The 26057-nt window shown below is 64.7% G+C and carries 22 protein-coding genes; 5 read left to right on the top strand and 17 right to left on the bottom strand.

Going from position 1 to position 26057, the window contains the following annotated elements:
• Positions 1 to 99: 99 nt before the first annotated feature.
• From ON058_RS04310 to typA, 6 genes are all read right to left on the bottom strand, one after another.
• Positions 100 to 1389 carry a citrate synthase gene (locus ON058_RS04310; RefSeq protein WP_274667781.1) on the bottom strand — a complete coding sequence of 430 codons (1290 nt, stop codon included), beginning with the start codon at positions 1387 to 1389 and terminating at the stop codon, positions 100 to 102.
• A 57-nt stretch (positions 1390 to 1446) separates the two neighbouring features.
• A complete protein-coding gene (gene dapC, locus ON058_RS04305) occupies positions 1447 to 2568 on the bottom strand; it encodes a succinyldiaminopimelate transaminase (RefSeq protein ID WP_274667780.1) in 1122 nt (373 codons plus the stop codon).
• A 5-nt stretch (positions 2569 to 2573) separates the two neighbouring features.
• Positions 2574 to 2897 carry a ferredoxin gene (gene fdxA, locus ON058_RS04300; RefSeq protein WP_274667779.1) on the bottom strand — a complete coding sequence of 108 codons (324 nt, stop codon included), beginning with the start codon at positions 2895 to 2897 and terminating at the stop codon, positions 2574 to 2576.
• A 69-nt stretch (positions 2898 to 2966) separates the two neighbouring features.
• A complete protein-coding gene (locus tag ON058_RS04295) occupies positions 2967 to 4991 on the bottom strand; it encodes a VanW family protein (RefSeq protein ID WP_274667778.1) in 2025 nt (674 codons plus the stop codon).
• A gap of 142 nt (positions 4992 to 5133) precedes the next feature.
• Positions 5134 to 5484: a hypothetical protein gene (locus ON058_RS04290; RefSeq protein ID WP_274667777.1), complete on the bottom strand. Its 351-nt coding sequence runs from the start codon at positions 5482 to 5484 to the stop codon at positions 5134 to 5136.
• A gap of 153 nt (positions 5485 to 5637) precedes the next feature.
• A complete protein-coding gene (typA, locus tag ON058_RS04285; protein ID WP_274667776.1) occupies positions 5638 to 7539 on the bottom strand; it encodes a translational GTPase TypA in 1902 nt (633 codons plus the stop codon).
• A gap of 124 nt (positions 7540 to 7663) precedes the next feature.
• Here typA and ON058_RS04280 point away from each other — a divergent pair, with 124 nt between their 5' ends.
• Complete coding sequence (locus ON058_RS04280; protein WP_274667775.1) at positions 7664 to 8263, top strand: hypothetical protein; 600 nt, start codon at positions 7664 to 7666, stop codon at positions 8261 to 8263.
• On the opposite strand, the gene ON058_RS04275 is transcribed toward ON058_RS04280, so the two are convergent.
• From ON058_RS04275 to ON058_RS04265, 3 genes are read right to left on the bottom strand one after another with little or no spacing between them, the layout of a single operon-like run.
• Positions 8213 to 8866 carry an FMN-binding negative transcriptional regulator gene (locus ON058_RS04275; protein ID WP_274667774.1) on the bottom strand — a complete coding sequence of 218 codons (654 nt, stop codon included), beginning with the start codon at positions 8864 to 8866 and terminating at the stop codon, positions 8213 to 8215. The two genes, ON058_RS04280 and ON058_RS04275, sit on opposite strands and share 51 nt — an antisense overlap.
• A gap of 40 nt (positions 8867 to 8906) precedes the next feature.
• Complete coding sequence (locus ON058_RS04270) at positions 8907 to 9626, bottom strand: class I SAM-dependent methyltransferase (RefSeq protein WP_274667773.1); 720 nt, start codon at positions 9624 to 9626, stop codon at positions 8907 to 8909.
• Complete coding sequence (locus tag ON058_RS04265) at positions 9626 to 11056, bottom strand: helix-turn-helix transcriptional regulator (protein ID WP_274667772.1); 1431 nt, start codon at positions 11054 to 11056, stop codon at positions 9626 to 9628. Before ON058_RS04265 ends, ON058_RS04270 begins: the two co-directional genes overlap by 1 nt.
• A 115-nt stretch (positions 11057 to 11171) precedes the next feature.
• Between ON058_RS04265 and ON058_RS04260 the strand changes: the two genes are divergently transcribed.
• On the top strand, positions 11172 to 13004 hold the full coding sequence (locus ON058_RS04260; protein ID WP_274667771.1) for a phosphoenolpyruvate carboxykinase (GTP): 1833 nt from the start codon (positions 11172 to 11174) through the stop codon (positions 13002 to 13004).
• 85 nt (positions 13005 to 13089) lie between these two features.
• On the opposite strand, the gene ON058_RS04255 is transcribed toward ON058_RS04260, so the two are convergent.
• The 5 genes from ON058_RS04255 to ON058_RS04235 all read right to left on the bottom strand — a co-directional run bounded on the left by ON058_RS04255 (position 13090) and on the right by ON058_RS04235 (position 21540).
• Positions 13090 to 13680 (bottom strand): hypothetical protein, encoded by a 591-nt coding sequence (locus ON058_RS04255; protein ID WP_274667770.1) that lies wholly within the window; start codon positions 13678 to 13680, stop codon positions 13090 to 13092.
• A complete protein-coding gene (locus ON058_RS04250; RefSeq protein WP_274667769.1) occupies positions 13674 to 15653 on the bottom strand; it encodes a glycosyl hydrolase family 18 protein in 1980 nt (659 codons plus the stop codon). Before ON058_RS04250 ends, ON058_RS04255 begins: the two co-directional genes overlap by 7 nt.
• 190 nt (positions 15654 to 15843) lie before the next feature.
• The gene (locus ON058_RS04245) at positions 15844 to 18030 is read right to left on the bottom strand and encodes a glycosyl hydrolase family 18 protein (protein ID WP_274667768.1); all 2187 of its coding nucleotides are present in this window, start codon (positions 18028 to 18030) and stop codon (positions 15844 to 15846) included.
• 40 nt (positions 18031 to 18070) lie between these two features.
• Positions 18071 to 18268, bottom strand: coding sequence for a hypothetical protein (locus ON058_RS04240; RefSeq protein ID WP_274667767.1), 198 nt, complete (start codon positions 18266 to 18268; stop codon positions 18071 to 18073).
• A gap of 419 nt (positions 18269 to 18687) precedes the next feature.
• Positions 18688 to 21540, bottom strand: a complete 2853-nt coding sequence (locus tag ON058_RS04235; RefSeq protein ID WP_274667766.1) for a LuxR C-terminal-related transcriptional regulator — start codon at positions 21538 to 21540, stop codon at positions 18688 to 18690.
• Between the two features lie 187 nt (positions 21541 to 21727).
• Between ON058_RS04235 and ON058_RS04230 the strand changes: the two genes are divergently transcribed.
• Positions 21728 to 22078, top strand: a complete 351-nt coding sequence (locus tag ON058_RS04230) for a DUF952 domain-containing protein (protein WP_274667765.1) — start codon at positions 21728 to 21730, stop codon at positions 22076 to 22078.
• 82 nt (positions 22079 to 22160) lie between these two features.
• On the opposite strand, the gene ON058_RS04225 is transcribed toward ON058_RS04230, so the two are convergent.
• Positions 22161 to 23213, bottom strand: a complete 1053-nt coding sequence (locus tag ON058_RS04225; protein ID WP_274667764.1) for a DMT family transporter — start codon at positions 23211 to 23213, stop codon at positions 22161 to 22163.
• Between the two features lie 60 nt (positions 23214 to 23273).
• Between ON058_RS04225 and ON058_RS04220 the strand changes: the two genes are divergently transcribed.
• Entirely contained in the window at positions 23274 to 23813 is a 540-nt protein-coding gene (locus ON058_RS04220; protein WP_274667763.1) for a CGNR zinc finger domain-containing protein, read from the top strand.
• Positions 23814 to 23820: 7 nt separating this feature from the next.
• Here ON058_RS04220 and ON058_RS04215 read toward each other — a convergent pair whose 3' ends face one another.
• A complete protein-coding gene (locus ON058_RS04215; RefSeq protein ID WP_274667762.1) occupies positions 23821 to 24663 on the bottom strand; it encodes a DUF4097 family beta strand repeat-containing protein in 843 nt (280 codons plus the stop codon).
• Positions 24660 to 25181 carry a toxin-antitoxin system HicB family antitoxin gene (locus ON058_RS04210; RefSeq protein ID WP_274667761.1) on the bottom strand — a complete coding sequence of 174 codons (522 nt, stop codon included), beginning with the start codon at positions 25179 to 25181 and terminating at the stop codon, positions 24660 to 24662. The genes ON058_RS04215 and ON058_RS04210 overlap by 4 nt, the downstream gene beginning before the upstream one ends.
• 237 nt (positions 25182 to 25418) lie before the next feature.
• On the opposite strand from ON058_RS04210, the gene ON058_RS04205 reads away from it, so the two are divergent.
• Positions 25419 to 25637: an SCO4848 family membrane protein gene (locus ON058_RS04205; RefSeq protein ID WP_274667760.1), complete on the top strand. Its 219-nt coding sequence runs from the start codon at positions 25419 to 25421 to the stop codon at positions 25635 to 25637.
• Positions 25638 to 26057: the final 420 nt, after the last annotated feature.

Raw genomic sequence — 26057 nt, 5'->3', positions numbered from 1 at the left:
GCCGCGCGGGCGACGGCCGTCTACAACCGGCCCGAGTGGCACAAAGTTGCTGTTATAGCTAGCTAAAACAGCCAAATGGAGCCATTCGGCGGATGAGGGTTAGCGGTCCTGAAGAGGCGCGTAGGTGCGGTCCGTCTCGCCCGTGTAGATCTGGCGCGGACGGCCGATCTTGGTGCGCGGGTCGGCAAGCATCTCGCGGTAGTGGGCGATCCAGCCGGGCATGCGTCCCAGCGCAAACAGCGGGGTGAACATGGGGGTGTCGAAGCCCATCGCCGAGTACAGCAGACCCGTGTAGAAGTCCACATTGGGGTAGAGCTTGCGCTCAATGAAGTACTCGTCCGACAGCGCAATCTCTTCAAGACGCTGAGCCATCTCGAAGGTCTCGTTGTTGCCGCCCAGTTCCGCAAGGATCTGGTTCGCGACCTTCTTCACCTGCGCACCACGGGGGTCATACGACTTGTAGACGCGGTGCCCGAAGCCCATCAGGCGGGCACCCTCGGCCTTGTCCTTGACCTTCGCCACGAACTGCTCAACGGTGTCGCCGGACTCCTTGATCTGGTCGAACATCCGCAGGGCGGCCTCGTTCGCTCCGCCGTGTAGCGGGCCGGAGAGCGCACCCACACCGGCAGCGATCGACGCGTAGATGTTGGCCTGGGACGAACCCACGATGCGGACGGTCGACGTCGAGCAGTTCTGCTCGTGGTCGGCGTGCAAAATCAACAGCAGGTCAAGTGCCTTGCGCATGGTGGGGTCGATGTCGAGTTCACCGTCCGCGCCAGAGAAGCAGATGCGCATGAACTCGTCCACGTAGTGGCCGCCCTGGCGGGGCTCGATCAGGTCACCACCGCTGGCACGGCGCTGCAGGTAGGCGATGACCGTTGCGGACTTAGCGAGCAGCAGCACGGTCGCGAGTTCGAGTTCCTCCTCCGAGTTGCCAACGGAGTCGGGGTAGAACGTCGCCAACGCCGAGATAGCGCCGGACAGCACCGCCATGGGGTGAGCGTCGCGCGGGAAGGCGCCCAGGAAGGACTTGATGCCCTCGTGGACATGCATGTGGCGAGCCACGCGGTTGTTGAAAGCGTTGAGGAGGTCTTCCGTGGGGAGCTCGCCGTGGATCAGCAGGTAGGCCACTTCAAGGAACGTGGAGTTCTCCGCGAGCTGCTCAATGGGGTAGCCGCGGTACTTCAGGATCCCTGCGTCGCCATCGATGTAGGTGATGGCGGATTCGCACGAAGCGGTGTTCATGAAGCCTGGGTCCACGGTGACAAGACCGGTGTCGCGCAGCAGCGTCGAGACAGACATTCCGTCATTCCCGACCGTGGCGCGCTCGATCGGAAGTTCCCGGGTAGTGCCGTCTACGGTCAGGCGTGCGTCGACAACTCGAGTCATAAGGTGCGTCCCTCCGTGCGCCGCAGCGCCTTTGTATGCGTTCGCTTGGGTCTGAGTTTACTTAAGTTTGTACAGACGATTGACCGCCTGTGCAATTCGCTCATCCGATGCCGTCAATGCGATGCGCACGTGCTGTGCGCCAGCCTCACCATAGAACACACCTGGTGCTGCAACGATTCCCTGGTCTGCCAGGGCGGCAATCGTATCCCAGCAATCCTCGCCCCGAGTGGCCCACAAATACAAGCCGGCCTCAGAGCCCGACACCTGGAACCCCGCACCTTGTACCGCTGGCAGGAGTGCCTCGCGCCGCGCACGGTAGATCTCCCGCTGCGCAGCCACGTGAGCATCGTCTCGCAACGCTACCGTCATGGCCGCTTGCACGGGTGCCGGCACGATCATGCCTGCATGCTTCCGTACTTCCACCAGGGCCTTGATGAGTGCTGGGTCACCGGCCACAAATGCGGCGCGGTAGCCCGCGAGGTTGGACTGCTTGGACAGCGAGTACACCGAAAGCAAGCCCTCATGGCTGCCGTCGCAGACCTCAGGGTCAAGCACACTGGGGATGCCGTCTGTCACCCACGGCTCACTCCACGGCAGTGCGGCATAGCACTCGTCCGATGCCACGACAGCGCCCACGGCGCGTGCTTGCCGCACGATCCGCCGGAGCTGTTCCTTGGACAACACCTCGCCCGTGGGGTTCGACGGCGAGTTGATCCACACCAGCTTCACGTCCGTGCGGTCCGCCCATGCGTCCGGATCGTCGGCCGCAACCGGGGTTGCCCCCGTCAGCGTGGCGCCCACCGCATAAGTGGGATAGGCCGATGCGGGAAACACCACTGCGTCTCCGGCACCCAGGCCAAGCAGGGCTGGCAGCCATGCGACCAGTTCCTTGGAGCCCACGGTGGGCAGCACGCCATCAAGCCCGACCCCGGGCACTCCCCTGGTACGGGCGTACCATTCGCCGACGGCAGCGCGAAGGTCCGCGGTACCGAGCGTGGTGGGATAGCCGGGAGCATCGGCCGCAGCACGCAACGCGTCCTGGATCAACTCCGGAGTAGCGTCTACAGGGGTCCCCACGGACAGGTCAACGACACCGTCGGGGTGTTCCTGCGCACGTTCCCGGAAAGGAACCAGGCTGTCCCAGGGAAAATCAGGCAGGGCGCGCGGCTGCAGGCCCATGCTGCTTAGCCGTTCGGGTTCGGGGGAAGCGCCTTGATGATGTCGTGATCGTGCTCGATCAGGCCCATCTTGGCGGCACCGCCAGGCGAACCAATCTCGGAGAAGAACTCAACGTTGGCGTCGTAGTATTCGGCCCACTTGTCCGGGACGTCATCTTCGTAGTAGATGGCTTCCACGGGGCAGACAGGCTCACATGCGCCACAGTCCACGCACTCGTCGGGGTGGATGTAAAGCGAGCGTTCACCCTCGTAGATACAGTCGACGGGACACTCATCAATGCAGGCCTTGTCCTTCACATCTACACAAGGCAATGCAATGACGTAGGTCACTTCGTCTCCTCCTCATAGGGGTGCTTGAGCGGCACCATCATACCGCTGTGGCATGCGCCACAGCGCACACTAGTCGTCGTCCTCTTCTTTGACGCACTTGATTGCGTCATCGGGAGCATAGGTCCAGGTATACGAGTCCTCGTCGACCTGCTCGTCGTCAAGGAAGATCTTGCGCGTGTTCGTGATGGTGAAGCCCGGCTGGCCCTTGCCCTTGGCTTCACAGTTCGCAGATGTCACTTCCTTGACGCCAGGCTCACGGATGTTGGTCTTGTCCGACGCATACGTCTCTACCGTGAAATGCGGCGTGGACCACACGTCAACGTAGAGCCGGCCGCCCGACACATAACTGTTGAGGACTGCCGCGTAAGGGGTGTCGTTCTCGAACACCACGTTGATGGTCTCACCCCACAGGGTCGACTCGCGGCCCGCGGGATACCTGGTAAACCATACCGAGTGCGGGCGGTGCTGCGTGATGTTGTAGCCGGCAAAGTACGCAGCGTTGTACGCCGTGGTCGCCATTTGCGACAGGCCGCCGCCCATCCCGTTGGTCAACACACCATCCACGATCACGTGCGCCTCTGCGTAGCCTTCTTCGACCGTGACCGGCGCCAAGGTTTGGGCGAGGTTGAACTCCTCGCCAGGGAGCACCACGGTGCCCTCTACGTCAGCGGCCGCAGTGATGAGATTCTGCGTCCGGATGTATTCGTTCGTCAGGGGCGTGTCGAAGGACGCCACGACTTCATTGAGGTCATCGACCCCCAGGTCTTCGGAGGTGACCTCGGGCTCGGTCACCGTGACCGGCAGTTCCCCCGAGCGGGTCGTGCTGTTCGCAGCATCAACGATCGCCGCGCCCATAGCCGCAGCATCGACGTCTTGACCCTCGACGCCCTTGGTGACCTTGAGTTTCTGACTGTCATCGAACGACAGCTTCGCGTCCTGTGGCTCGGTCACGAGATCAGGATTGGCGTCCACCACATCCGCAGCGATGGGCGCGCCGTCGATGACCAGCGTCAGCACACCATCAGCCGTCTCCACGGTGGCGTTGTCTGCAATGTCCTCAGCGCTGATGGAGACGTCACCTTCGGCCGATGCGAGTGTGACCGGCCCCGCCAACGTCACCTTCGTGGTGGTGTTGGCAAAGGCTTGTGCGTCAGCATCCGTGATGGCCGGCTCAGTGATCTCCGCCACGCCGTCGACCTCGAGAGCGTCGGGCCACGCTTGTGACACCACGGCAGCAGTCGCGTCGCTGTCCACGATGACGCCCGTCGCACCCGGAGTCACGATGGCAGCGGTGCCAACAATCTCCACCACGGCGTCAACTGGGTCGCTATCCAACTGCGACGCCACGTCCTCCATACCGGCCTGCAGGGCGTCCTGATCTACGGTCGCCACCACATCGGCGTCTCCCCCGCCCACAATGCGCGACCACATGAGCGCGGGGTCCAGGGAGAAACCGACCAACGCTTCCACGGTGGCTTGAGCATCGACACCCAAGCCTGCTTCGCCGGCGACAACGGTTCCCGTGTCGCCGTCAACACTCACCACGACATCGTCCGAGGCGCGCTCGTCAGCGGCATCGTTGACGGCGGCAATCGCCTGGCCCGTGGACATTCCCCCAATGTCCACACCCAATGCGCTGGTGCCTCGCGGCACGGTGCTCGACATCAGTGCGGCTGCACCTACATAGACGCCGCCGAGCAACGCCACGGCCACCAGGCCGATGACTGCACCTCGCCCACGTCGTTTCTTGTCCGGTTCCTGCGACTGGACAGGAGCTGCCTCCGCAGGCTCCGTCGCGACCGGCTCGACCGTGGGCGGCAATACCGCTGTAGGACGCTCATCGGCTTCGGATGTCGTGGCCACCCACGGTTCGTCCAGCACCTGGGTCTCGTCGACGCCGCCAGCAGCACCAGAGTCGCTGCTTTCCGGCGCATCGTCGCCCTCTGCCCCAGCGGCAACGCCCGCTCCCGCGGCGGCCACAAAACTCACACGCTCGGCACCGTGAGGACGCCAAGCATCGGCCGGACTGGGCTGCGCTTCCGCTGCCAGCCACGTGGGCGCGACCAACTCCGCCGTTGGGGTCCTTTCGACCACCACCGGCGCCGCACTTGGACGGGGCGGAGTCAGATCCGAGTGAGCCCCCACTCCACGCGAAGCTCGGCTTCGCATGGAGCGGTGTGCGGCAGAGTTTCGCCGCTTCGCAATCTGAGCCTGCGCCTCGTGCCGCTCAAGATCTCTACGTCGTGACATCGTCCCCTACCAGCAGTTTTACCGGGATCACGGCAGCAATCACGATGGCGACAGCCGATCCCGCAAGCCAAGCAATTCCCAAGCCGTCCTGGGCAATCAACACAGAGTTGCCTGGCCCATTGGCAGACCACACCGCGGTCAGCAGCACCCACAGGCCTGCGAACACGCCCAGTCCCGTCCATGACAGCCATGCCCGTGCGAACACCGCTGCCGCCAGGACCATCACTATGGCCATGACCACACCCCATGGGGGAACGGAGCGGTAGGCCACCGCACCCACCGTCGCGGTGAGGAGGCCAGCCAAGGCCACAATCACGTATCCCACAGAGTCCTTCATGCGCTCAAGGATAGGCGCTCACTGTGACGCACTGACGAACCCCACCCGAACGTGACAGATCCGTGACCGGCGCAACGCGGCCTTCCTGAACAGAAAAGGCCGGTGCCCGGGCACGTGACGTACCCGGGCACCGGCCCACTTCACAGATGAGGGTTAGCCGTCCTGGCGCTTAGCGCGCGAGACCGCACGGCCGCGCTCGGTCGCGTCAAGGATGACCTTGCGGATGCGAATGTTCTCCGGCGTGACCTCGACGCACTCGTCTTCACGAGCGAACTCGAGCGACTCTTCGAGCGTGAGGGTGCGCGGGGGCGTCAAACGCTCCAACTCATCACCGGTGGCCGAACGGATGTTGTTCAGCTTCTTTTCCTTGGTGATGTTGATGTCCATGTCTTCGTTGCGAGAGTTCTCTCCCACGACCATGCCTTCGTACACCTCTTCGGTGGGCTTCACGAAGAACGTGCCGCGGTCCTGGAGCGTCAGGAGCGCGTTCGTGGTGACGGCTCCCTGACGGTCGGCGACGAGCGAACCGTTGGTGCGGTACTCGATGAGACCGGCCCACGGTGCATAGCCGTGCGAGATCGAGGAAGCGATTCCCGTGCCGCGCGTCTCCGTGAGGAAGATCGAGCGGAAGCCAATCAGGCCACGCGCGGGGACGATGAACTCCATACGAACCCAGCCGGTGCCGTGGTTGGACATCGACTCCATACGGCCCTTGCGGCCTGCCATGAGCTGAGTCACAGCGCCCAAGTGCTCTTCCGGCACGTCGATGGTCATGTGCTCCATCGGCTCGTGCTTCTTGCCGTCAATCTCCTTGGTGACCACGACGGGCTTGCCGACGGTGAGTTCGAAGCCTTCGCGGCGCATCTGCTCCACGAGGATCGCGAGCGCGAGCTCGCCACGACCCTGGACTTCCCACGCGTCGGGACGCTCGGTAGGCAGCACGCGCAACGAGACGTTACCGATGAGCTCCTTGTCGAGGCGGTCCTTGACCTGGCGTGCGGTGACTTTGGCGCCCTTGACGCGGCCGGCCAACGGCGAGGTGTTGATACCAATCGTCATCGAGATTGCCGGGTCGTCGACCGTGATGCGCGGCAGGGGGCGGGGGTCGTTGACGTCCGTCAGCGTCTCACCGATGGTGATGTCTTCGATACCTGCGACAGCGACGATGTCACCGGGGCGTGCGACCTCTGCGGGGACACGCTCGAGGCCCTTGGTTTCCAACAGTTCGGTGATCTTGACGTTCTGGAGCGAGCCATCGGCGCGTGCCCACGCGACCTGCTGACCCTTACGCAGTTCACCGTTGAAGACACGCAGGAGCGCAAGGCGGCCCAGGAAGGGCGAGGCGTCCAGGTTGGTGACGTGGGCCTGCAGCGGGTGGCCCTCGTCGAAGGTAGGTCCGGGGATGCGCTCCATGATGGTCTGGAACAGCGGCTCAAGGTTGTCGTTGTCCGGCAGTGCACCGTCGGCAGGCTGTTCGAGCGAGGCGCGTCCGGCCTTGGCCGATGCGTAAACCACGGGCACCTCGAGCAAAGCGTCGACGTCGAGGTCGGGGACCTCGTCGTGGAGGTCGGAAGCCAGTCCCAGGAGCAGGTCGTGGGTCTCTTCGACAACCTCGTCGATGCGAGCGTCGGGGCGGTCCACCTTGTTCACCACGATGATGACCGGAAGCTTGGCCGCGAGCGCCTTGCGCAACACAAAGCGGGTCTGTGGGAGGGGACCCTCGGAGGCGTCCACGAGGAGCACCACGCCGTCGACCATGGACAGTCCGCGCTCAACTTCGCCACCGAAGTCAGCGTGACCGGGGGTGTCGATCACGTTGATCGTGACGCCCTCGGGGCCGGCTGCCTGCCCGGTGTAACGGATCGCCGTGTTCTTGGCGAGGATGGTGATGCCCTTTTCGCGCTCCAGGTCTCCCGAGTCCATTGCGCGCTCTTCGATGTGGGCGTGGTCGCCGTAGGCGCCGCCCTGGACGAGCATGCCGTCCACGAGGGTGGTCTTGCCGTGGTCGACGTGAGCGACAATGGCGACGTTGCGCAGGTCTGAGCGCACGGTCATAAGGGACTCGTTTCGTTGAGAGTGGGAGCGCGCACCGAACGGAGCGCCGGTACATTCTAGCGGGCGCGCCCGTGTGGCGCCTGTCACCAGACTTCCGTGCGCGCATGCGTGCCACCATGGAGTCATGTTCAAGCGCCGCATCGTGCCGTCTCAGCGAACCTCATCGACGGACCCCGTCGACGCCTACCGCGCTGGTAGTGCGCCCATTTGGGGCGGCGTGGGCGTCACCGCGGGCGTGCTGCTGGGAGTACTGTCCATCGCTGCTGATGGGCTCGCTCAGTCGTGGCCACCCCTCGCATGGGGGCTGGCGATCGCGCTCGTCAGCGCGGCGTTGTTCTTCCGTCCGGTGATTGTGGTCAATGAGCATGCCGTCGTCGTGCACAACGTGCTGCAGACCGTCACGGTGCCGTTTGCACGTCTCAAGGACCTGGAGACCCGGTGGGGCCTGGAACTAGTGGTGGACGACGGTTCGAAGGTGGGAGCGTTCGCGGCGCCGGACCCCAACCGTCGCGACCGGAAGAAGCCTCCCTCTGAGCAGGCGAGCGCGAGTTTGGTGGCAATGATCCGTGGCGCGGAGGAACAGTGGCTTGAAGGTCCTCACCGTTCCGCCGATGAGTCAAAGTGGGCAGACCGTGCCCCCACGGAACGCCGTTGGGATCCCGTGGGCGTAGGCCTAACTGTCGCCGCGTTCGCTGCGGCCACGGTGGGTTTCTTCCTCGTGTGAACGCATCCGGTCTGCGACCGCTGCAGACTCGCCGCCACGAGCGGCCAACCCGTCCATCACGACGGCCCGGTCGGTCGCGGACTTGTTTTGACTCAGCTTGTCCTTCGCATACACCTCAGTGACGGCAATCTCCACACCCACGACTCCCCGCAACTGACCATCGATGAACGCTTCCGGAGCCTCGTCCACGCCCCACGGTTGCGGTTCATGTGACTCGTGAGCGTCAGACAGCCGAGTCACGGACCTCCGCAGCCATTCCAGGTCACGCTTGACGGTCACTGTGCCACGCAACTGGACCGTGGAGTAGTTCCAGGTGGGCACCACGCGCCCGTGGCGTTCCTTCGCCGCGTACCAGCGTGGCGTGACGTAGGCCTGCGGTCCGGCCACGATGAGCAGCGCCTCCTGACCGTCCTGCAAGTGCTCCACGTGAGGGTTCTGGAGTGCGAGGTGCGCTTCCACCACACCCGCATGCCACAGGATCGGCACTTGCGTGGCCTGCGGCGCTCCGTCACGCCCCACCGTGACCAGTTGAGCGGCTCCCACAGCGGAAACGAACTCACGCACGGCATCGGCTTGCATCACGTTGAAACGGGGCACGTACATGCCGCCAGCCTAGGTGCAGCGCTTGCGCTGGGCCGATGCGTCAGTCGCGCCGAGCACGAAAGGCGTGGGTCACGTAAGGCATGTCAACGGTGTCGCCCGGCTGTCCGGCGAGCACCGCAGCGACGTTCGCGTCGATCGCCGCGCGGCCAGCCGAGTCCGCAGCGATGTAGTGACTTCGCGAACGGACCATCGCAATGACATCGTCGTGAGTCATCGGGCGCGTCCACCTCCACGTCTTTGGCTCCAGGTCCCCAAAGGGAGCCCCGACCCGCGGCCCGTCCCCCGCAATGAGCCGCTCTGCCGCAGAGCCGTGCATGGCCTCCGACAACGCCCGCACCCACGGCACGGAGTCGTCTCGAATGTTCCAGATCAAACCGAGCGTGCCCCCGGGACGCACCACCCGGCCCACCTCTGCGCTGGCCCGCACCGGCTCAACCCAATGCCAGGCCTGTCCCAGCACCACGACATCGGCACTGGCATCAGGTACCGGCAACTGCTCCGCCGTCCCCACCTCCGTGGGCACACCGGGAACTGTCTGTGTCAACGCGGCCAGCATGGCGGCATCGGGATCCACGGCAGTCACCTGGTGCCCCAGATCAACCAGCACGCGGGTCAACTTGCCCGTACCGGCGCCAACATCGACCACTTGCACCGCAGCGGCACCCACCAACCAACGGACCGCCTCCGGTGGGTAGCTGGGACGCCCGCGGACGTAATCCTGGGACGCGCCTCCGAAGCTTGTACCCAACGCGCCACTCATCAGATCTCCTCTGCGTGTGCCTGAAGAAACTCGTGTAACTCGCGGTCATCCACGCCCGGATAGGTGCCGTGCGGCAATGGCGCAAACAGATACGGCCGGACCCGTGGGGATGCCCAGGACTTACCGTGCCACCGTTCCGCCAAACCGTCCTGAGGACGTCGACAACACGTGACATCAGGGCAGGTGGAGCGTTCCCGGGCGGGAGTTTCCCTACCCCGAAACCACTTGGACTCTGCGTAAGGGACGCCCACGGTGATCGAGTACTCCTCCGCACCGATTCCCGTCTGAGTCGCCTCAAAGAACGTCCCCGCAGATGTATCCGTGTACTGGTAGTGCTCTGTGGTGCGGGTCGTGCGAGCGAAGGCGCGGCGGGCACTCCAGAAGCGGCACACCACTTCTCCTTCCGTGGAACCGGTCGCATCGAGCGGCAACGGCAGCCCGTCGTTTTCATACGCGCCCTGGATGGTGCCGTCCCCGGCGACCCGCACATAGTGCAGCGGCATCTCCAGATGAGCAGTCGCCAAGTTGGTGAACCGCAACGCCGCAGCCTCATGAGTCACCCCAAAGGCGTCACGGAAGTCGTCAATCGCGATACGACGCGCACGCTTGGCTTCTTCAAGGAACGCCACCGCAACCGGGCGCGGCATCAAGCACGCCGCAGCGTAGTAACTCGCTTCAAGACGCTGGCGAAGAAAGTCGGCATAGTCCACGGGCTCGCGATGCTCCAGCACGGCTTGCGCCACTGCCTGCAAAGCCAACGACCGCAGCCCATGGCCGCCCGGAATAGAGGCAGGGGGAATGTAGATACGCCCGTGCTCCATGTCCACCACCGCGCGCGCGGAATGCGGCAAGTCATCGGTGTGAACAATGGTGAGCCCCACGCGTTCGGCCATCTCCGCCACAGTGCGGTGAGTGAGAGCTCCCCCGCTGTGGCCCACGGCAGCGACCGCCTCCTCCGCAAGGAGTTCAACATCCGGAAGATAGTTGTCCATCTCCCGCATGCGGGCACGGAGCTCGGTGTTGGCACGCCGTGCCTGCTCGGGAGTGGCCACCGCTTGCCGGGCACGCCGGTCAAGTTCGCGGTGAAGCCCCACCAGTGCGCGCAACGTCTCCTCCGGCATCGTCTTAGACGGCCGCAGCCGGGGCAGGCCCAGCTCACGGTAGGCCGGAGAGTCCTGTGCCCGCTCGAGTTCAATCTCCCAGGCGTCCCGTCCCGTGGGCGCTTGTGGATCGAGTAAGTCTGCGACGCTCACGCCTACCGCGGCAGCGATGCTCTCCAGGAGAGACAACCGGGGCTCGCGTTTGCCGTTTTCGATCAACGACAACTGGCTGGGCGCCGTGTCGCAGGCGTGCCCCAGTTGATCGAGCGTGAGCCCTGCGCGTGAGCGGAAGTGCCGCACCCGCCTGCCTAATGTTGCAAGTTCCGCCATAAATTTCACGATAGCCAAAGAATCGCGAAACTTCACGGCGAATGAACTGGAGATAGCCCCCATAGTCCTGCCTACGGTGAAGACACAGCCAAGATTCTCGCGTGCAGGAGGCACCATGACCGTCACCTCAGTCGCCCAGCACTTCCCGCCCACCGTCGCAGACTCCCGCGTCGTGGCCTGGGTGGAAAGCATCGCCGCCATCACTGAGCCAGACCGCATCCACTGGTGCGATGGCACTCCAGGCGAACGGTCAAGGCTGATCGACCAGATGGTCTCCACGGGCACCTTGATACCCCTCAACCCCCTCAAGCGCCCCGGAAGCTACCTCGCCCGCTCCCACCCCGACGACGTCGCACGCGTCGAATCACGCACCTTCATCTGCTCCCATGACCAAGCGGACGCCGGCCCCACCAACAACTGGGTCGACCCCCGCGACATGCGAGAGACCCTCACCGAACTGTTCACCTGCTCCATGCGCGGCCGCACCATGTACGTGGTCCCGTTCTCCATGGGCCCCGTAGGCAGTCCGCTGTCCAGAGTGGGCGTTCAAGTCACCGACTCCCCCTACGTCGTCGTCAGCACTGGAACCATGACCCGGATGGGCACCGCAGCACTCGAACAGATTGGACCCGACACCGACTGGGTCCCAGCCGTTCACAGCGTGGGCGCCCCACTCGCCCCCGGCGAACCCGACTCACCCTGGCCGTGCAACCCCACCAAATACATCGTCCACTACCCAGAAGACCGCGAAATCTGGTCCTACGGCTCCGCGTACGGCGGCAACGCGATCCTGGCAAAGAAGGCCTTCGCACTCCGGATCGCCTCCGCCATGGGACGCGACCAAGGCTGGATCGCAGCCCACATGCTGCTCCTCAAAGTCACCAACCCACGCGGACGCGTGTTCCACGTCGCAGCCGCCTTCCCCAGCGCGTGCGGCAAAACCAACTTCGCGATGCTTCAACCCCAACTGCCCGACTGGACGGTGGAAACGATCGGCGACGACATCGCCTGGCTAGCCCCCGGTCACGATGGCAGACTGCGTGCCATCAACCCTGAGGCCGGCTTCTTCGGAGTCGCACCTGGGACCGGCGCCACGACCAACCCAGTCGCCGTCGACATGCTGGACCACGACGTCATCTTCACCAACGTCGCACTGACCGACGACGGCGACGTCTGGTGGGAAGGACTCACCGACACCCCTCCCGCACACCTCACCGACTGGCAAGGCCGCGACTGGACCCCAAACAGCACCACCCCGGCGGCCCACCCCAACTCACGGTTCACCGTGGCCGCCGCGCAATGCCCCACCATTGCCGACACCTGGGACGACCCGGCCGGCGTACCCGTCGATGCCATCATCTTCGGCGGACGTCGCGCCACCAACGTCCCCCTGGTCACGCAGTCCACCAGCTGGGAACACGGCGTCTACCTGGGCGCCACGCTCGCCTCCGAACGCACGGCCGCAGCAGAAGGAACCGTTGGCGAACTGCGCCGCGACCCCTTCGCGATGCTGCCGTTCTCCGGAATCCACATGGCCGACTACTGGGCACACTGGCTCAGCGTAGGAGAACGCCTCGCCGCACACGGCCCCACGCCAGCTATCTTTCAAGTCAACTGGTTCCGCAAGGGTCCCGACGGCGCGTTCCTGTGGCCCGGTTTCACCGAAAACGCTCGCGTGCTCGAATGGATCATCAAGCGCGTCGACGGTTCAGCGGCATATCGCGAAACCGCGCTCGGACGCGCGCCCGTCGACGGCTCCATCAACTACGCCGCCGCCGGAGTGACGCGGACCGCTTGGGAAGGGCTCTTCGCCACCAACCGGGAGCAGCTCCTCGCCGAAGCGGAGGACACCAGCGCCTTCCTGCAGTCCTACGGTCCGGCCGTCCCGGAGGCCATCACCGCGCAGCATGAGGCCCTCATCGCACGGCTCCACGACCTGCCTCATTAACGTCCCCTCCACCACAAAAAGGGAGGGCCGATGCGGGAGCCATCACCGCATCGGCCCTCCTGACGTGTGTGTCAGGCCCGTGGGGTCACGTCGCCAACGTCGCTTCCGCGACCTTGGCCAACATTCCGTCAAACGACCACCGGTCGACGATGAAGATCGTGCCGTCGTCGGTTTCGAGAGTCCACTGGTTCTGAGGGAGCGTCACCTGTTCGACGCCATCAGCATCAGTGCAGGTCACCTCAAACATGTACATCGTGCCTTGCTGGCGTGCGACAGTCGCCGGGTGCTGCGTCAACAGTTCGCCGCTCGACCCCGCGGTCCCCGGCACAGGGCACCCAATGCCGTCGTCAAAATACGGTTCGGCGGGGTTGATCGCAGCAGCGGTCTCGCCAGTAATCACCGCGAACGACGGACAGGGGGCATCGTCCTCGCACCCGCCCGAACGCACGATCGTCACATCACCGTCGGTCTGTCCCGGAGTCCAGAACTCTGCGGCGTCCATCTCGAGGGGGCCCACAGGCATCTGCACCGTCGCCTGCTCCACAGGAGCGTCTGACTGCGTGTCAGCCTCGTGAACCGAGTCCCCCGGCGCGGGAGCGCTCCCCGTGCACCCCGCCGCGAGCAAGCTCACGGCAAGGGCAACGGGGAGCGCCCGCGCAGTAGTGCGGTTTAGCAAGCGCCGAGGTCCGTCCACGGGCCCCACTGCGACGCACCAGGTGCTTCGTTGGTGTTCCACCACTTGGCCTTGTAGTTGTGGCCGTTGTAGGAAACCAGGTCGCCACCCACATAGGTGCCGCTAGCCGTCCACGCAGCGGAGCACTCACCCGGCTGGGTGGTGGCCGTCACGGTAGGCGTAGGCGTCGACGTGGGAGTCGACGTGGTCGTAGTCGTCGGAGTCGGATCCGGCGTGGTCGAGCCACAGTCGCCCTGCTCAACCCACGGACCCCACTGCGAAGCGCCAGGCTCTTCACCAGTGGACCACCACTTGTTCTGCCAGATCTTGCCGTTGTGCGTGACCTGGGTGCCACCGGGGTAGGAACCGCTAGCGGTCCATGCCGCCGGGCACTCACCCGGCGTGGTGGTGGGGTCAACCGTCGGAGTCGACGTGGGCGTGGTGGTGGGGTCAACCGTCGGAGTCGACGTGGGGGTCGACGTCGGGGTCGAGGTAGGCGTGGGAGTCACCACAGGGCCACCTTCGATCGGACCAGCAGGTCCGGCCTCCAGGTCGTCCATCAGGATCTTGGTGAGCTCACCGTTGCGGTCGCCGTCGAGCTCCCACCACATACCGCCGCCCAGGCCCTTCTCACGGATGTAGTCCGCCTTGGCAGGGATGGTCTTGTCGTCATCGAGCGACCACCAGTTGGTGCCATCGAAGCGCCAGGATGCCACGACCTCGGGGTCGTAGTACGACGTGCCGACGTTCTTCAGCTTGTAGTAGTCCTCGATACCGGCTTCCCACGTACCGGCAGCGCCGCCGTTTGCGGTACCCCATGCGTCTGCGGAGGTAGCGCCCTTCCAACCACGGCCGTACATCGCCATACCCAGACCGAGCTGCTCAGGAGCAACGCCATCCGCAATGTACTTCGACACAGCCTTGTCGACGGAGAACTGCTCACCCGCAGGACGGGTGTCGTTCGGGTCGTCGTAGAGGTTGATCTGGTGACCGGTCAGCGACGGGCTCCAGGCACCGTGCAAGTCGTATCCCTGGACGTTACCGAAGTCCAAGGAGTCGAAGATGCGCGGGTCGGACCAGCCACCGGCGTCAATCACCGCGGGGCTCGCAGGGAGGAAGGCCGACAGCAAGTAGTTCTCGCCCGTTTGTGCGCCGTACTCATCGAGCTGCTTGCGGAACTCGGCGAGCAGGAGACGGAAGTTCTCCTTGTCGTTGGCCTCGTCCACGTAGTTGCCCTCAAGACCAGCGTTCGATCCAGGCCACTCCCAGTCAATGTCGATTCCATCGAACACGCCAGCAGCAGCGCCAGCGCCGCCGCGACCGTCGATGGTGGGCAGGTTGCCCTTGATGTACAGGTCAATGCAGGACGACACGAAGTTCTCGCGCGACGCCTGGGTGGCGGCAGCCTTCGAGAAGTTCTTGGACCACGTCCACCCGCCCAAGGAGATCATGACCTTGAGGTTGGGGTTCTGCTCCTTGAGCTGCTTGAGCTGGTTGAAGCTACCGGCGAGGGGCTGATCCCAAGTGTCGGCGACACCCGCAACAGAGTTTGCTGCGGTGTAGCCCATGCCGAAGTCTGCCCATGCGTCACCGGCGCCATCGGAGCCGTTGGGGCCGGTTCCCTGGGCCTTGTTTGCGATGAAGCATTCAAGCGTCTGATAGTGAATGTTTCCGAACGCGTAGTTCAGGTGCGTCAAGTCAGCAGCAGCACCGGAGTCCTGCAGCTGCTTGAGCTTGAAGTCACGGCCATAGACGCCCCACTGGGCAAAGTAGCCCACGTTGCGGTAGCCGTTGATACTGCTGTCGCCATTCGGTGTCGAAACAGCCTGGGTGGTCACCGGCGCTGCGGTGGGCACCGTCGGGGCTGCTGTTGCGGACACTGCCATCGCGGCGGTGCCGACGACAGCGAGCGAAGCAACGATCGACCCGAATCGGCCCCATGCGCCGATGCGACTCGTCCTCTTCGATGAGGTCATGTCTCTTTTCCTTTGATCTCGTGTGTGCTTCGAGAGTTCCGGCGGCCCGATGCGAGTGAAACTCGATCGGGGTCCGCCGGCGGCGCACTGCCGGGCTGAGGGAACCAGCGGCGCGCATTCCGAGCAGGTCGCTCGGAAGATGAGGTGCGGTGGCGGACCGGGTGGTCACAGTCCGCCACCGCCGTCTAGATCAGCACGCGCCAGCGTCGGCCCAGGGGCCCCACGTGTTGGTGCTGCTGGGGGTGTCACCCTGCGTCCAGTGGCGAGCGGTCCATTCGTGTCCGTTGTAGCTGACACGCGCTCCACCGGAGTAGGCCGTTACGGAGTCCCAGGCTGCAGCCGAGCAGGTGCCCGTGCCGCCGCCGTTGTCTCCGCCACCGGTGCCGCCGTCGCCGCCACCCGTGCCGCTTCCGGCCTCCACCACGGTTGCGCCGCGGAGGTGGTCGTAGGTGGTGGAGTAGTCGACGCCGTCGATGGTGACGATGACGTTAGAGAACTGAGCAACGGGGAGCGTCCACTTCACGTTGTTCACGATCTCGCCACCGGCGGGAATGCCGCCTGCGGGAACCGTGAACGTCGCAGTGTGGAAGTCTCCGTCGAGCCCACCGATGTTGTCTCCGGTGTGACCCTTCACTGTCGTGGTGGTACCGAATCCGCTCCAGTCGCTCATTTCACCGGTGTCGGTGGTGGCGTACTGGAAGGAGACGGTGGCACCGGCAGGAATGTCGGTGGAGCCGTTGTTAGTGAAGACCACCTTGGGAGCGATCGGGTAGTTGTTGTCGCCCAGGGCGAACTCGGTGTACGCGATCGAGATGTCGAGTGCCTCGGTCGGCATCACTCGGTCAGCGTTGGCCTTGGTGGCGCCGTAGGGCGTCGTGGCCGACAACTTTGAGTGCATGAGGTCCACCAGGGTGGAACCCATCTCGTACTGACCCTTGGTGCTGTTGTACTCGTAGTCTCCGGCGAACTCCCAGATCATCAGACCACCTAGGCCTTCGTTGGCAACGTAGTCAGCCTTAGCGGAGATCGCCTCAGCCGAGTCACCAGACAGGAACGTCTTGGTCTGCTCGTTCCACCACCACTCGTTCTTGGTGACGGAGTCGAAGTAGCGGACGTAGTCGCCCTCGAGGGTGTCGGTCACACCGTAGTCAGCGACGTAGTCACCGGTGATGCCGTTTTCGAGGTTGAGCGCGTGCCAGATGGGGTTCACACCTGCGGGGATTGCGTTGCCCTGCGGGTCCGAGTCGTACCAGAGGTTGTCGATGCCTTCGGCACCGTAACCGCACTTGTTGTTGGTACCGGCGGGGCAGTTGAACCCTGCGGGAGCAGGGGCTCGTCCGCCCATGCCGTTCTCGCCGCCAGTAACACCCTGGAAGCCGCGCGTGTAGAACGGCACTCCGAGGTTGATGCGTCCGCCCTGCATGGCTCCACGCCAGTAGTGCGAGGACCAGTCAGCGTTGAGGTAGCCGATGCCCTTGTAGGCGCCGTACACGCCGGCAGCGGCGAGTTCGGGGTCCTTGCCGTCGTCGTAGAGCGCACCGTTGCCGCCCACGTACTCGTTCCACGCACCGTGAAGGTCGTAGGTCATCATGTTGACGAAGTCGAGGTACTCGGTGACCTGGTTCACTTCCATGCCGCGCAGCAGCCAGCCGGAGGACGGAACTGCGGCGGTGAGCATGTAGTACTCGCCATCTTCAGCACCGGCGGCGTCGAGCTTCTCGCGCAGCGTCTTCATAAGGTCCACGTAGCCGGAGAACAGCTGGCCGCGACGAGCGTCGGAGAACGCGAAGTCGTCGGGGTTACCAGCCTGGTTGTTCGACGTCGGGTACTCGTAGTCGATGTCGATGCCGTCGAAGTCGTAAGTACGAATGAAGTCCACGACAGAGTCAGCGAACGTGTCGATTCGGGCCTGGGACTCGGTGAGCGTGTAGAAGCCACCGTTAGCGACGCGGTTGCCCTCGCCGTCAAAGTAGCCGCCGGTCTCAGCCCAGCCGCCCACTGCGGGGATGACCTTGACTCCGGGGTTGTCCTTCTTGAACTTGTTCAGCAGGTTGAAGTACCCGTCGTAGGGAAGAGTCGGGTCCATCTCTGCACCAGCGACACCAGGCCAGGTCATGTCGGTTGCAGCGTTGCCGGCAACGTTCTCGTTGACCGAGACCTTCCAGTTGTCGTCAATGTGTGCGAACGCGTAGTTGATGTGGGAAACCTTGTCCCACGGAATGTCGTTCGCGAGGTACGAGGGCTGGCCGTTCTTGCCGGTGCGCCATGAGGTGAAGTACCCGATCACGCGACGGTCCAGTCCGTTGGGCAGGATTTCCCGACCATCCTGGTCGTAGATGTCGCAGTAGGGAGTGTTGACACCGGGAGTCTGTGCCATGCCATCGGGGCGGCAGACCTCATCCGGGTTGGCGTTCGGGTCAGGCGTTGTTGTTGCCGTCGGCGTCGGAGTCGGCGTGGGCGTCGTCGTCTGCGTGGGGGTTGGCGTAGGAGTGGGGGTCGGCGTTGCCGTCTGCGTAGGGGTGGGAGTCGGCGTCGGAGACGTCGTGTCCGTGGGGGTAGGCGTGGGGGTGGGGCTCGTGGTGCCACACGCACCCTGCGACTCCCACGCGTTCCACTGAGAAGCACCAGGGACTTCCCAGCTGCCGGGCCACCACTTGGCCTTCCAGTTCTGACCCTCGTGCGACACGACTGTGCCGCCGGTGTAGTTTGTCGCGCTTGCGCTCCATGCGGGAGCACACTCGGCAGCATTCGCGCCGGTCGCCGTGGCTGTGATCGCCACCGCAGTAAGTGAGGCGCCGAGTAGGGCCGTGACCGCAGTGGCGGCGACTCCTCTGCGCGCTCGATGGATGGTGGGAAGCATCGTTGCTGCCTCTCTTCCTGTCCGCACCTGCAGGCGGACGTCGTGGAACCGTCGCCCCACGTTAGGAAAGAGTTCATGCCCTTGTAATCAGCGTTCACCACATTTTGTGAGGAAACCTCACTAACTACCCCTACGTAAGTACCCGTACGTGGAAGTGGCCGTGCAGAGCCACCGCTACGCGTCGTCAGTGAAGCGATGGGCCAGGACTGCGAGCTCCACGCGGCTTCTCAGGCCCAGCTTGCGATACACGCGCCCCAAATGGACCTCGACCGTACGGACAGACACATAGAGCCGCTCCGCCACATCCCTGTTCGCATACCCCTGCGCCACCAGCTGAGCCACTTCCCGCTCACGCTCCGTCAGCTCCGCATCCCAACCGTCATCCGTGCGCGATGCCGGCTCAAACTCGACGGCACCCTCGCCCTCAGCCACGGCACGCGACGCCGTCGTTGGATCAGTCAAACCACGCACCTCTTCGCGCACCAGCGCAGCCCAGGCATCGGCGCCTGACTCATCGAAGAAGTCCTGCGCCGACATCAAGTACGACAACGCCTGCTCACTACGCCCCAGACGCGCAAGCGCCCGGCCGATGCTCAACTCCGTGCGCCCCCGGTCATAGGCCCCCGTCAAGTCCCGTGCCGCACGATTCGCGGCCTCGATGCGCTCGTCAATGTCACTGTCCGTCGCGATCGCCAACTCCGCACGGGTCAGCACAGTCGCACGGCCAATCGCAGACAGCGTCCCCGTACGCGACCGCAAACGCATGAGCGCCCGGTGGGCCTCATGTGAACGACCAGCCATCGCCCACGACTCCACGATGTCGAGCCCCGGTACCGACAGCCCCACCTGGGATTCCCGCATCTCACGCTCAGCGGCGACCTCCAGCAGCGTCGCCGCCTGAATGTGGTCGCCATCAAACGACGCCTCCATGGCACGATCCACCAGAAGCCCCAACCGCACCGTGGTGGTTGCAGCACACGGTGACGTCACCGCAAGCGCCTCACTCACGTTCCCCACCGCGCCATCACGCACCATGTCGATGCGTCTGCTCAAGGTCACGCCCAAGCCTGCGAGCACCACACCCACGGGCAGATGCTCTGCGGCGCCGCGCATCGTCTCTGCAGCACGCGCCACGTCACCGGCGCGGAACTCCACCAACGACTGCACCACCCGCAGGTGCGCAATCACGATCGGTGATGCCGCGCGGTCCGCACCGTCAAACCACCGCGCACCATGGCGCACCGGCGACAACTGCGCCACAGCGCTCGCCAACAACCGCGCGGCCGCATCACAGTCGTCGTCAGCCATCAACGCCACACCGCGCGCCACCGCACTCAAAGCCTCGTCATCCGCGAGCGCCGACTGCACCGGAAGGTCCACCTCTCCGCCGCTTTCACCGGCATAGATGGACAGCCAAGCGCGGGCAAGTCGCGTCCCGTCCCGCCCGCCACAGCGGCCATCGCGGATCAACGCTTGGGCTTCCTCCACCCGTCGCCAAGCTGCCGACGTAGAGCCGCGCTCCATGTGCAGACAGGCGGCTGCGGAGAGTCCACGCGCCACGTCGTTGCGGATCCGCTCACTGTGGTCGTCCTCCGCAGCGGACTCCGCTTCCGCACGAGTGCGTTCCACGACATCGTCCGGAACACGGCCATCCGACAACGTCAACGTGATGACATTGGCCAGCAGCGACCGTGCCCTGACAGACAAATCTCCCGACCGGGCCGCATGCGGAAGCCAATGCGCCGCGTCGTGGATGTGTCCGCTCAGCACCGCGGCCAAGCCTGAAATCTCGCACGCCAGTAGGCGCTGGTCCCCCGAGGCATGGCCGACGGCCTCGCGGGCCACGGCATGTGCCCACGCGGTATCGCCGTGGCGCAAGTGACGCAGCGACAACGAGATCAGATCCGGCACCACGGACGGCTCACCGGCGATCCGGGCCAGGGCCGTGTGCCACGACGCGAGTTCCTGCTCCCCTGCCTCACCATGGGCCCGAGCCAATGCCTCATGCGCGGCAGTCCGCTCCGCAAGGGTGGCCTCGCCATGCAGCAACGCCCGCATCCGCGCATCCGCGAAGGTGAAACCGCCCGACAACAAGTTCAGGTGCGGCGCGACCGGACCAGCCACAAAGAAACTGACGTCCTCTCCCGTAGCCGCCGTCAGCGTATCGATGCGGTCCACCACAGCGATCGAGGCGATCAGCAACGCCGCACGGTCACGCTCCGTGAGGTCCGCAATCGTGGGCGCGAGGGCCATTTTGACGGCGGGCACAAGCGGGAGCGGGTCTGGCAGCAGCGACGTACCCTGCAGGTGGTGCGGGCTCAATCGCCGTGCGGTTTGGACGATGCACCCAGGGTTGCCTCCCAGCCGGTCCGCCAAAGCCCGGGCAACATGAGGGGCCACCTTCGTGGACCCTGCCTCCGACAGCACACGCAACGCCCCCTCGGTGGACACACCGGGGAGTTCACGAACCTCGACATCGTGTGGAGGCCGCTCGCCAAAGGGAGAGATGTGGGCCGTGGCGAGCGCAACTGTGGCACTGCCGTCGTAGCCCAACATGTGAACCAAGGCATCCAAGGCATCGGCGGAGAACTCGTCCACATCGTCAACGAGCAACACGAGCGTCCGCTCTCCCGCGACCTGGCGAACTTGCGCAGCGATCGCCGCTTCAAGTCCGCGCTCTGTTGGCAGTTCGATGTCGCTGTTACCGCCCAGCCGCTCCACCTGGCTCAACACTGCTGCAAGGAAGGAGTCCTTGGAACGCTCCCGGTCAAGACGGTCAGGCGAGATCCGGACGGCGAGTGGCCCGCCATTCTTTGCGGTCGCCGCGATGGTCGTCGCGAGCGCGTCCAGCAGAGTGGAACGGCCCATGCCGTGCTCAGCGGTCCACAGAATCGCACCAAAGCCCTGATCGACCAGCGTCAACGCGTGTTCGACCTCAGCCTGCCGTGCATCCGGAAGATCGAGGGGGGTCTCTAACCCCCTGCGGGCATGCCAAGGCACGGTGGGAACTTCAGTAGTCGTCGCCATCGTTGACCCCTTCAACCCCGCATGCCACAGTAATGCGGCGCATCACAGCAGCCCGCTACAAGTGTCCTGGACTGACAAGTCCAATGGTGAAGCGGGATATGTTCATAAATCTGAGAAGGGATAGTCAGAGTATGGCGGCAAATCGTTTCGACGCCAAGACCCTCCGAAGATCTATGAGAATTGACGCATGACGATCTTCCACATCGCCCACGTATCTACCTGGGATGCAGCGACGGCACGCGGCTACTACGACCAGTCCACCCGCGACGCGACACTGGCGGAAGTGGGTTACCTCCACGCTTCTGGCGCCGACCAACTCGCATCCGTCGCGGAGGCCTTTTACGCCGACGATCCGCAGCCACTGTGCGTCCTGGAGATCTCCCGGGCCGCCGTCGAACAGGCAGGAACCCGCGTCATTGATGAAGACGGCGGCAACGGCCAGTTCTATCCGCACATTTACGGGCGGCTTGACCCTGCCTGGGTGACCCACGTCCACCCCGCCACGTTCGTGAACGGGCGTTTCACTTGGGGCGAGTAGCCGTATGCGCCCGGCCGAGGCATCGGCCCTCCTGAGAAGGTAAATGCCCCCTGACCAGACGGGGCGCGGGGAGCGGGGCGCGCTAGCGTGTCGCGCTACCCAAGTCCCCGGGAAGCAGGGTCACCGGCGCCGGCACTCCTGCCGACCCAGGAACAGCGGGCACCTCGACGGGCCGCTCTGCGCGTTCCTGTGGCTCAAGGGCGTCGTCGGGAGTACGCACCGGTTCGATGCGCTTCTCCCCGAGCTTGACGACAATGACACCTGCCAACACCAACAGCGCTCCACCCAGCTGCATAGGTCCCGGCACCTGCGCCAACAGGAGCCATGCGAACAGCGCGGCAGCGAGCACCTCAGTCAGCGCCACGAACGATCCCAAACGTGCGCCAAGACGCCGCACGGCAGCGATCCCAGCCACGTAGGATACGCCTGCCGTCACCACACCGAGCATGAGCACAACCGCCCACCACGGTGCAACGAAGGAGGCAAACTCCACGGTGCCCGCAGCAAAAGCCATGGGAAGAACGCCGGTGAGCGCCGCGATCGACAAGATCACGAGCGCCACCAGCAGTGCCCCGGCAGCGAGCGTCAACGGTGGCAGACCATTGCGCTCGTCGCCGGAGATCACAAAGTAGACCGACGCACCCACCATGGCGCACAGCGCCCAGCCGATGCCCACAAGGCTCACTTCTCCGCCGCCCAACACATCAAGGAGGAGCACCAGGCCGCCAAAGGCCAACGCCGCACCTGCGAGAGTAAGGCGCGTAGGCCGGCTGCCATGGCGCATCCACATCCACAGCACCACCGCGATAGGCGCGAGGTACTCGATGAGTAACGCAACAGAGACATCCAGATGTTGGACGGCGAAGAAGTAGCACAACTGCGCGCCCGCCACGGCAAAGATGCCGTAGGCGACGATCGATCCGATGCCGCGGCGCACAAGGTGCCAGCGGCCGCGCAGCGCGACGATGCCGGGGAGGGTCAGCACCGCCGCGGCGATGGCAACGCGCACCAGCGTTGCCGAACCTGCGGTCCAGCCCATGTCCATGAGGCCCCGACCCAGGCTTCCGGACATGCCGAAAGCCGCCGCTGAGAGCAGGGCGAAGCCCAGTCCAGAGGCAAGACGGGAGGAGCTCATGTCATGAGCCATAGCGGTCATGACTCATGACAGTAAGGCACTCACTGGTAATGTGTCAACATGGTTTTCGCTGATGACACCGCGCTTGCGCTTGAGACCGGCGTGTGGCTCGCGAACTCGGAACTCGAGCCCGACACCCTGACCACGTTTGACGAGCTCGTGGAGTTCTACGACAGCTGGGGATACACGGGCGCACGACCCACCGCGCAAGACCTGGTCGAAGTGCGCGCTGTGCGCACCCAACTGCGCCGAATGTTCAAGGCATCGCGTGACGGTGCCGTCCCCCTCGTCAACGCAATCCTGTCCGAGTACCAGGCACTTCCCCAGGTAGTAAGGCACGGAGACCAGGACTGGCACATCCACGCGGCAGCAGACGACCGCCCCCTAGCCGAACGTGTCCTCGTGGAAGCTGCCATGGGCATGATCGACGTCATCCGCGCAGACGAGATGAGCCGCTTTGACCGGTGCGCCATGGACGACTGCGAAGGCGTCGTGTTCGACCTCTCACGCAACCGGTCGCGCAAGTATTGCTCCCCCACCTGCACCAACCGTGCGGCGGTCCAGGCGTACCGAGCCCGCCAGGCAGAAGACGAAGACTAAAGGCGCACTACGCGACAGCCCGGTGCACCTTCACCGAGCCATAACCCGTCCGCACATGGAGTTCCACAGGAACCTCACCCTCAACCGGACCATGGTCAGCGCTCATGTCCGTGCGCACCTCTCCATGATCTGAGGCAGCGTCAAGCCACAGCGGAGCACCCCGCCCCACCCCGACCGTCACCGACCCCATGGAGGTCTCCATGTGAGACACGCCGCCGCGCAGTTCACGCACCTTGATGGAGCCGTGCGCAGTCTTGGCGTCCACCCCGCGGTCCGCGGTCCCCACCTTGATGGCGCCATTCGTGGTCTCCAACGTGGCACCGCCGCCACACCACTCCACCGCGAGCGCACCGTTCGTTCCGCGCAACGACAGCGCACCGTGCGCCTCAGCGATACGCGCCGCACCGTTCGTCAACGCCACGACGCCCTCGCCCTCAATGCGGCCGATGTTCACAGCACCATGGCCGCCACTCACCTCAAGAGCACGCACAGACTCCACGCGCACAGCCCCGTAGGAGGCGGCGACCTTGGCATCACCGAGCGGTCCCGTCAGACGCACTTCGCCGTACTTGGTGCTCGCATCCACATCCAGACCTTCCGGCCCCTCCACGATCACGTCCACAGCATCGGGCCGTCCAAACATCGACGTCTTGGCAGTGGGAACCGTCACGACTACCTGATCACCCACGCGCTCCACATGGGCGTTTTGCGCTGCTTCCCGGTCACCCGCGCGGGAACGGTTCGAAGGATTGACCACCACGGAGACCTCGGTGCGACCCGGGACAGCGGTGACCTCCACACGCCCCGCCCGAATGTCGACTCGGACTCCAGCAATCTCCGGGGCGCTCATCGGACCCACCCCGTGTAGCTAGCGGCCGCACGTCCCCGCCGTGACTGTGGGCCGGCAGGCCGGGTCGCCGCGGTCACCGCGCGCACCAACCACGTGTTCAGCGACAAACCCTCAGCGGCCGCCATGGTCTCAGCACGCTGCTTGAGCCCATCAGGAAGCCGCAGCGTCGTACGGGACGTGCCTGCGTCATCGGCCCCTTCCACGGGCGCCGCGTCCTCAGGCGCGGCAGGCGCGTTGTTCACCGGGATCGGGACTGCGCTCACCTCCCCGCCCGCCTCAACATTCGCCACGACGAAGTCCACATCCTTGCCACGCACCCGAACGTCGACAGAGCCGGGCGCCAAGTCGCGAGAGATCTCTCCCGCCGCCTCCGACAGGGCCTCCACCAGGACTACGCGGGCGGCGGCCTCCAAGGCGGCACCCAATCGCTCAGCCACCTCTTGGGTTTCAGGCGTGCCGGCCGATGCGGCAATCGCGAGCTGCCGCTGAAGCTCTTCGGTGTAGTGCTCAAGTTCCATGATGTCAGTATGACACCACTGTGACACCAGCGCACAAGGAGCGGGCGCAAGAAAGACCGTGAAAAAAGTTCCCGAATCTCGGAATAGACTGAACACACGGGACGTTGGTCCCAATACGCACGCGAGTGCGGCCGCCGGGGCTCGTCACCCCGGACCACGCATCGGTGGCCGCACCGCGAAGCAGGATCCCTGCAGCGCCCCGCACCGCGACCCCACAGACTCGGCTAGGGTGCCGCTGTGACTATCGTGCTCTCGATCCTTCTCCTCACCAACGCCGCATTCGCCTTCATGGTGTGGCCCCCGTTCATGAAGCGCATCGCCGGAGACGAACGCTCCACCGACGCAGAAGGCAACCGCACCCAGTACTACAAGGTCCACCGCAAGCTCATCCTGATGGCCTACGTGCTTGCCGGCCTGTCCGGCGTGGGCGGCGCCGTAGGATTCATCCTGGGCTAACCCTCAGCCCCATGCACCCCTCCTTGCCGAGCGTGGTGGCAGGAATCTGGTGTCACCTTTCGCGGGCGGGTTCTAGGGGTCGTTGCAACATCTGATGACTGCCAGGGCCCAGCACTCCCCGCACTCCCCGCACTCCCCGTGCGTTCCGTCCTCGGTGCGCTCCCCGCCGTCCCAAAGTGACTGAACTGAACCCCGCGGGACCCGCAACACACCGGCGAGTCACGCATCGGCTCCCAAATCTCAGTCAGTTGCGGACACGCGCACCAGGCAATCGCTGCCGACCCCGAGAACGACTCGACCTCGCCACCCCATACGAGATGTTGCAACAAACCCCTTTGCAATGACCCATCGAATCCCCCGCGCGAATGTGACACTCAATGACTGCTGGGGCACAAGTGCGGAGTTGACGGGCGGAGGTCC

The organism is Demequina sp. B12, from assembly GCF_028823635.1.
Lineage (GTDB): Bacteria > Actinomycetota > Actinomycetes > Actinomycetales > Demequinaceae > Demequina.
Note: the sequence above shows the minus strand (reverse complement) of the source record. Positions and strands in the feature narration are given on the sequence as shown.

Bases quoted from the DNA above. Each gene is read 5' to 3' on its own strand.
- ON058_RS04215 (WP_274667762.1), bottom strand. From the start codon at position 24,663: ATGAGCGCCCCGGAGATTGCTGGAGTCCGAGTCGACATTCGGGCGGGG.
- ON058_RS04235 (WP_274667766.1), bottom strand. From the start codon at position 21,540: ATGGCGACGACTACTGAAGTTCCCACCGTGCCTTGGCATGCCCGCAGG.
- ON058_RS04275 (WP_274667774.1), bottom strand. From the start codon at position 8,866: ATGTACGTGCCCCGTTTCAACGTGATGCAAGCCGATGCCGTGCGTGAG.
- ON058_RS04280 (WP_274667775.1), top strand. From the start codon at position 7,664: ATGTTCAAGCGCCGCATCGTGCCGTCTCAGCGAACCTCATCGACGGAC.
- ON058_RS04260 (WP_274667771.1), top strand. From the start codon at position 11,172: ATGACCGTCACCTCAGTCGCCCAGCACTTCCCGCCCACCGTCGCAGAC.
- ON058_RS04270 (WP_274667773.1), bottom strand. From the start codon at position 9,626: ATGAGTGGCGCGTTGGGTACAAGCTTCGGAGGCGCGTCCCAGGATTAC.
- ON058_RS04310 (WP_274667781.1), bottom strand. From the start codon at position 1,389: ATGACTCGAGTTGTCGACGCACGCCTGACCGTAGACGGCACTACCCGG.
- ON058_RS04290 (WP_274667777.1), bottom strand. From the start codon at position 5,484: ATGAAGGACTCTGTGGGATACGTGATTGTGGCCTTGGCTGGCCTCCTC.
- ON058_RS04225 (WP_274667764.1), bottom strand. From the start codon at position 23,213: ATGAGCTCCTCCCGTCTTGCCTCTGGACTGGGCTTCGCCCTGCTCTCA.
- typA (WP_274667776.1), bottom strand. From the start codon at position 7,539: ATGACCGTGCGCTCAGACCTGCGCAACGTCGCCATTGTCGCTCACGTC.
- ON058_RS04220 (WP_274667763.1), top strand. From the start codon at position 23,274: ATGGTTTTCGCTGATGACACCGCGCTTGCGCTTGAGACCGGCGTGTGG.
- ON058_RS04210 (WP_274667761.1), bottom strand. From the start codon at position 25,181: ATGGAACTTGAGCACTACACCGAAGAGCTTCAGCGGCAGCTCGCGATT.
- dapC (WP_274667780.1), bottom strand. From the start codon at position 2,568: ATGGGCCTGCAGCCGCGCGCCCTGCCTGATTTTCCCTGGGACAGCCTG.
- ON058_RS04245 (WP_274667768.1), bottom strand. From the start codon at position 18,030: ATGGCACAGACTCCCGGTGTCAACACTCCCTACTGCGACATCTACGAC.
- ON058_RS04230 (WP_274667765.1), top strand. From the start codon at position 21,728: ATGACGATCTTCCACATCGCCCACGTATCTACCTGGGATGCAGCGACG.
- ON058_RS04265 (WP_274667772.1), bottom strand. From the start codon at position 11,056: ATGGCGGAACTTGCAACATTAGGCAGGCGGGTGCGGCACTTCCGCTCA.
- ON058_RS04250 (WP_274667769.1), bottom strand. From the start codon at position 15,653: ATGACCTCATCGAAGAGGACGAGTCGCATCGGCGCATGGGGCCGATTC.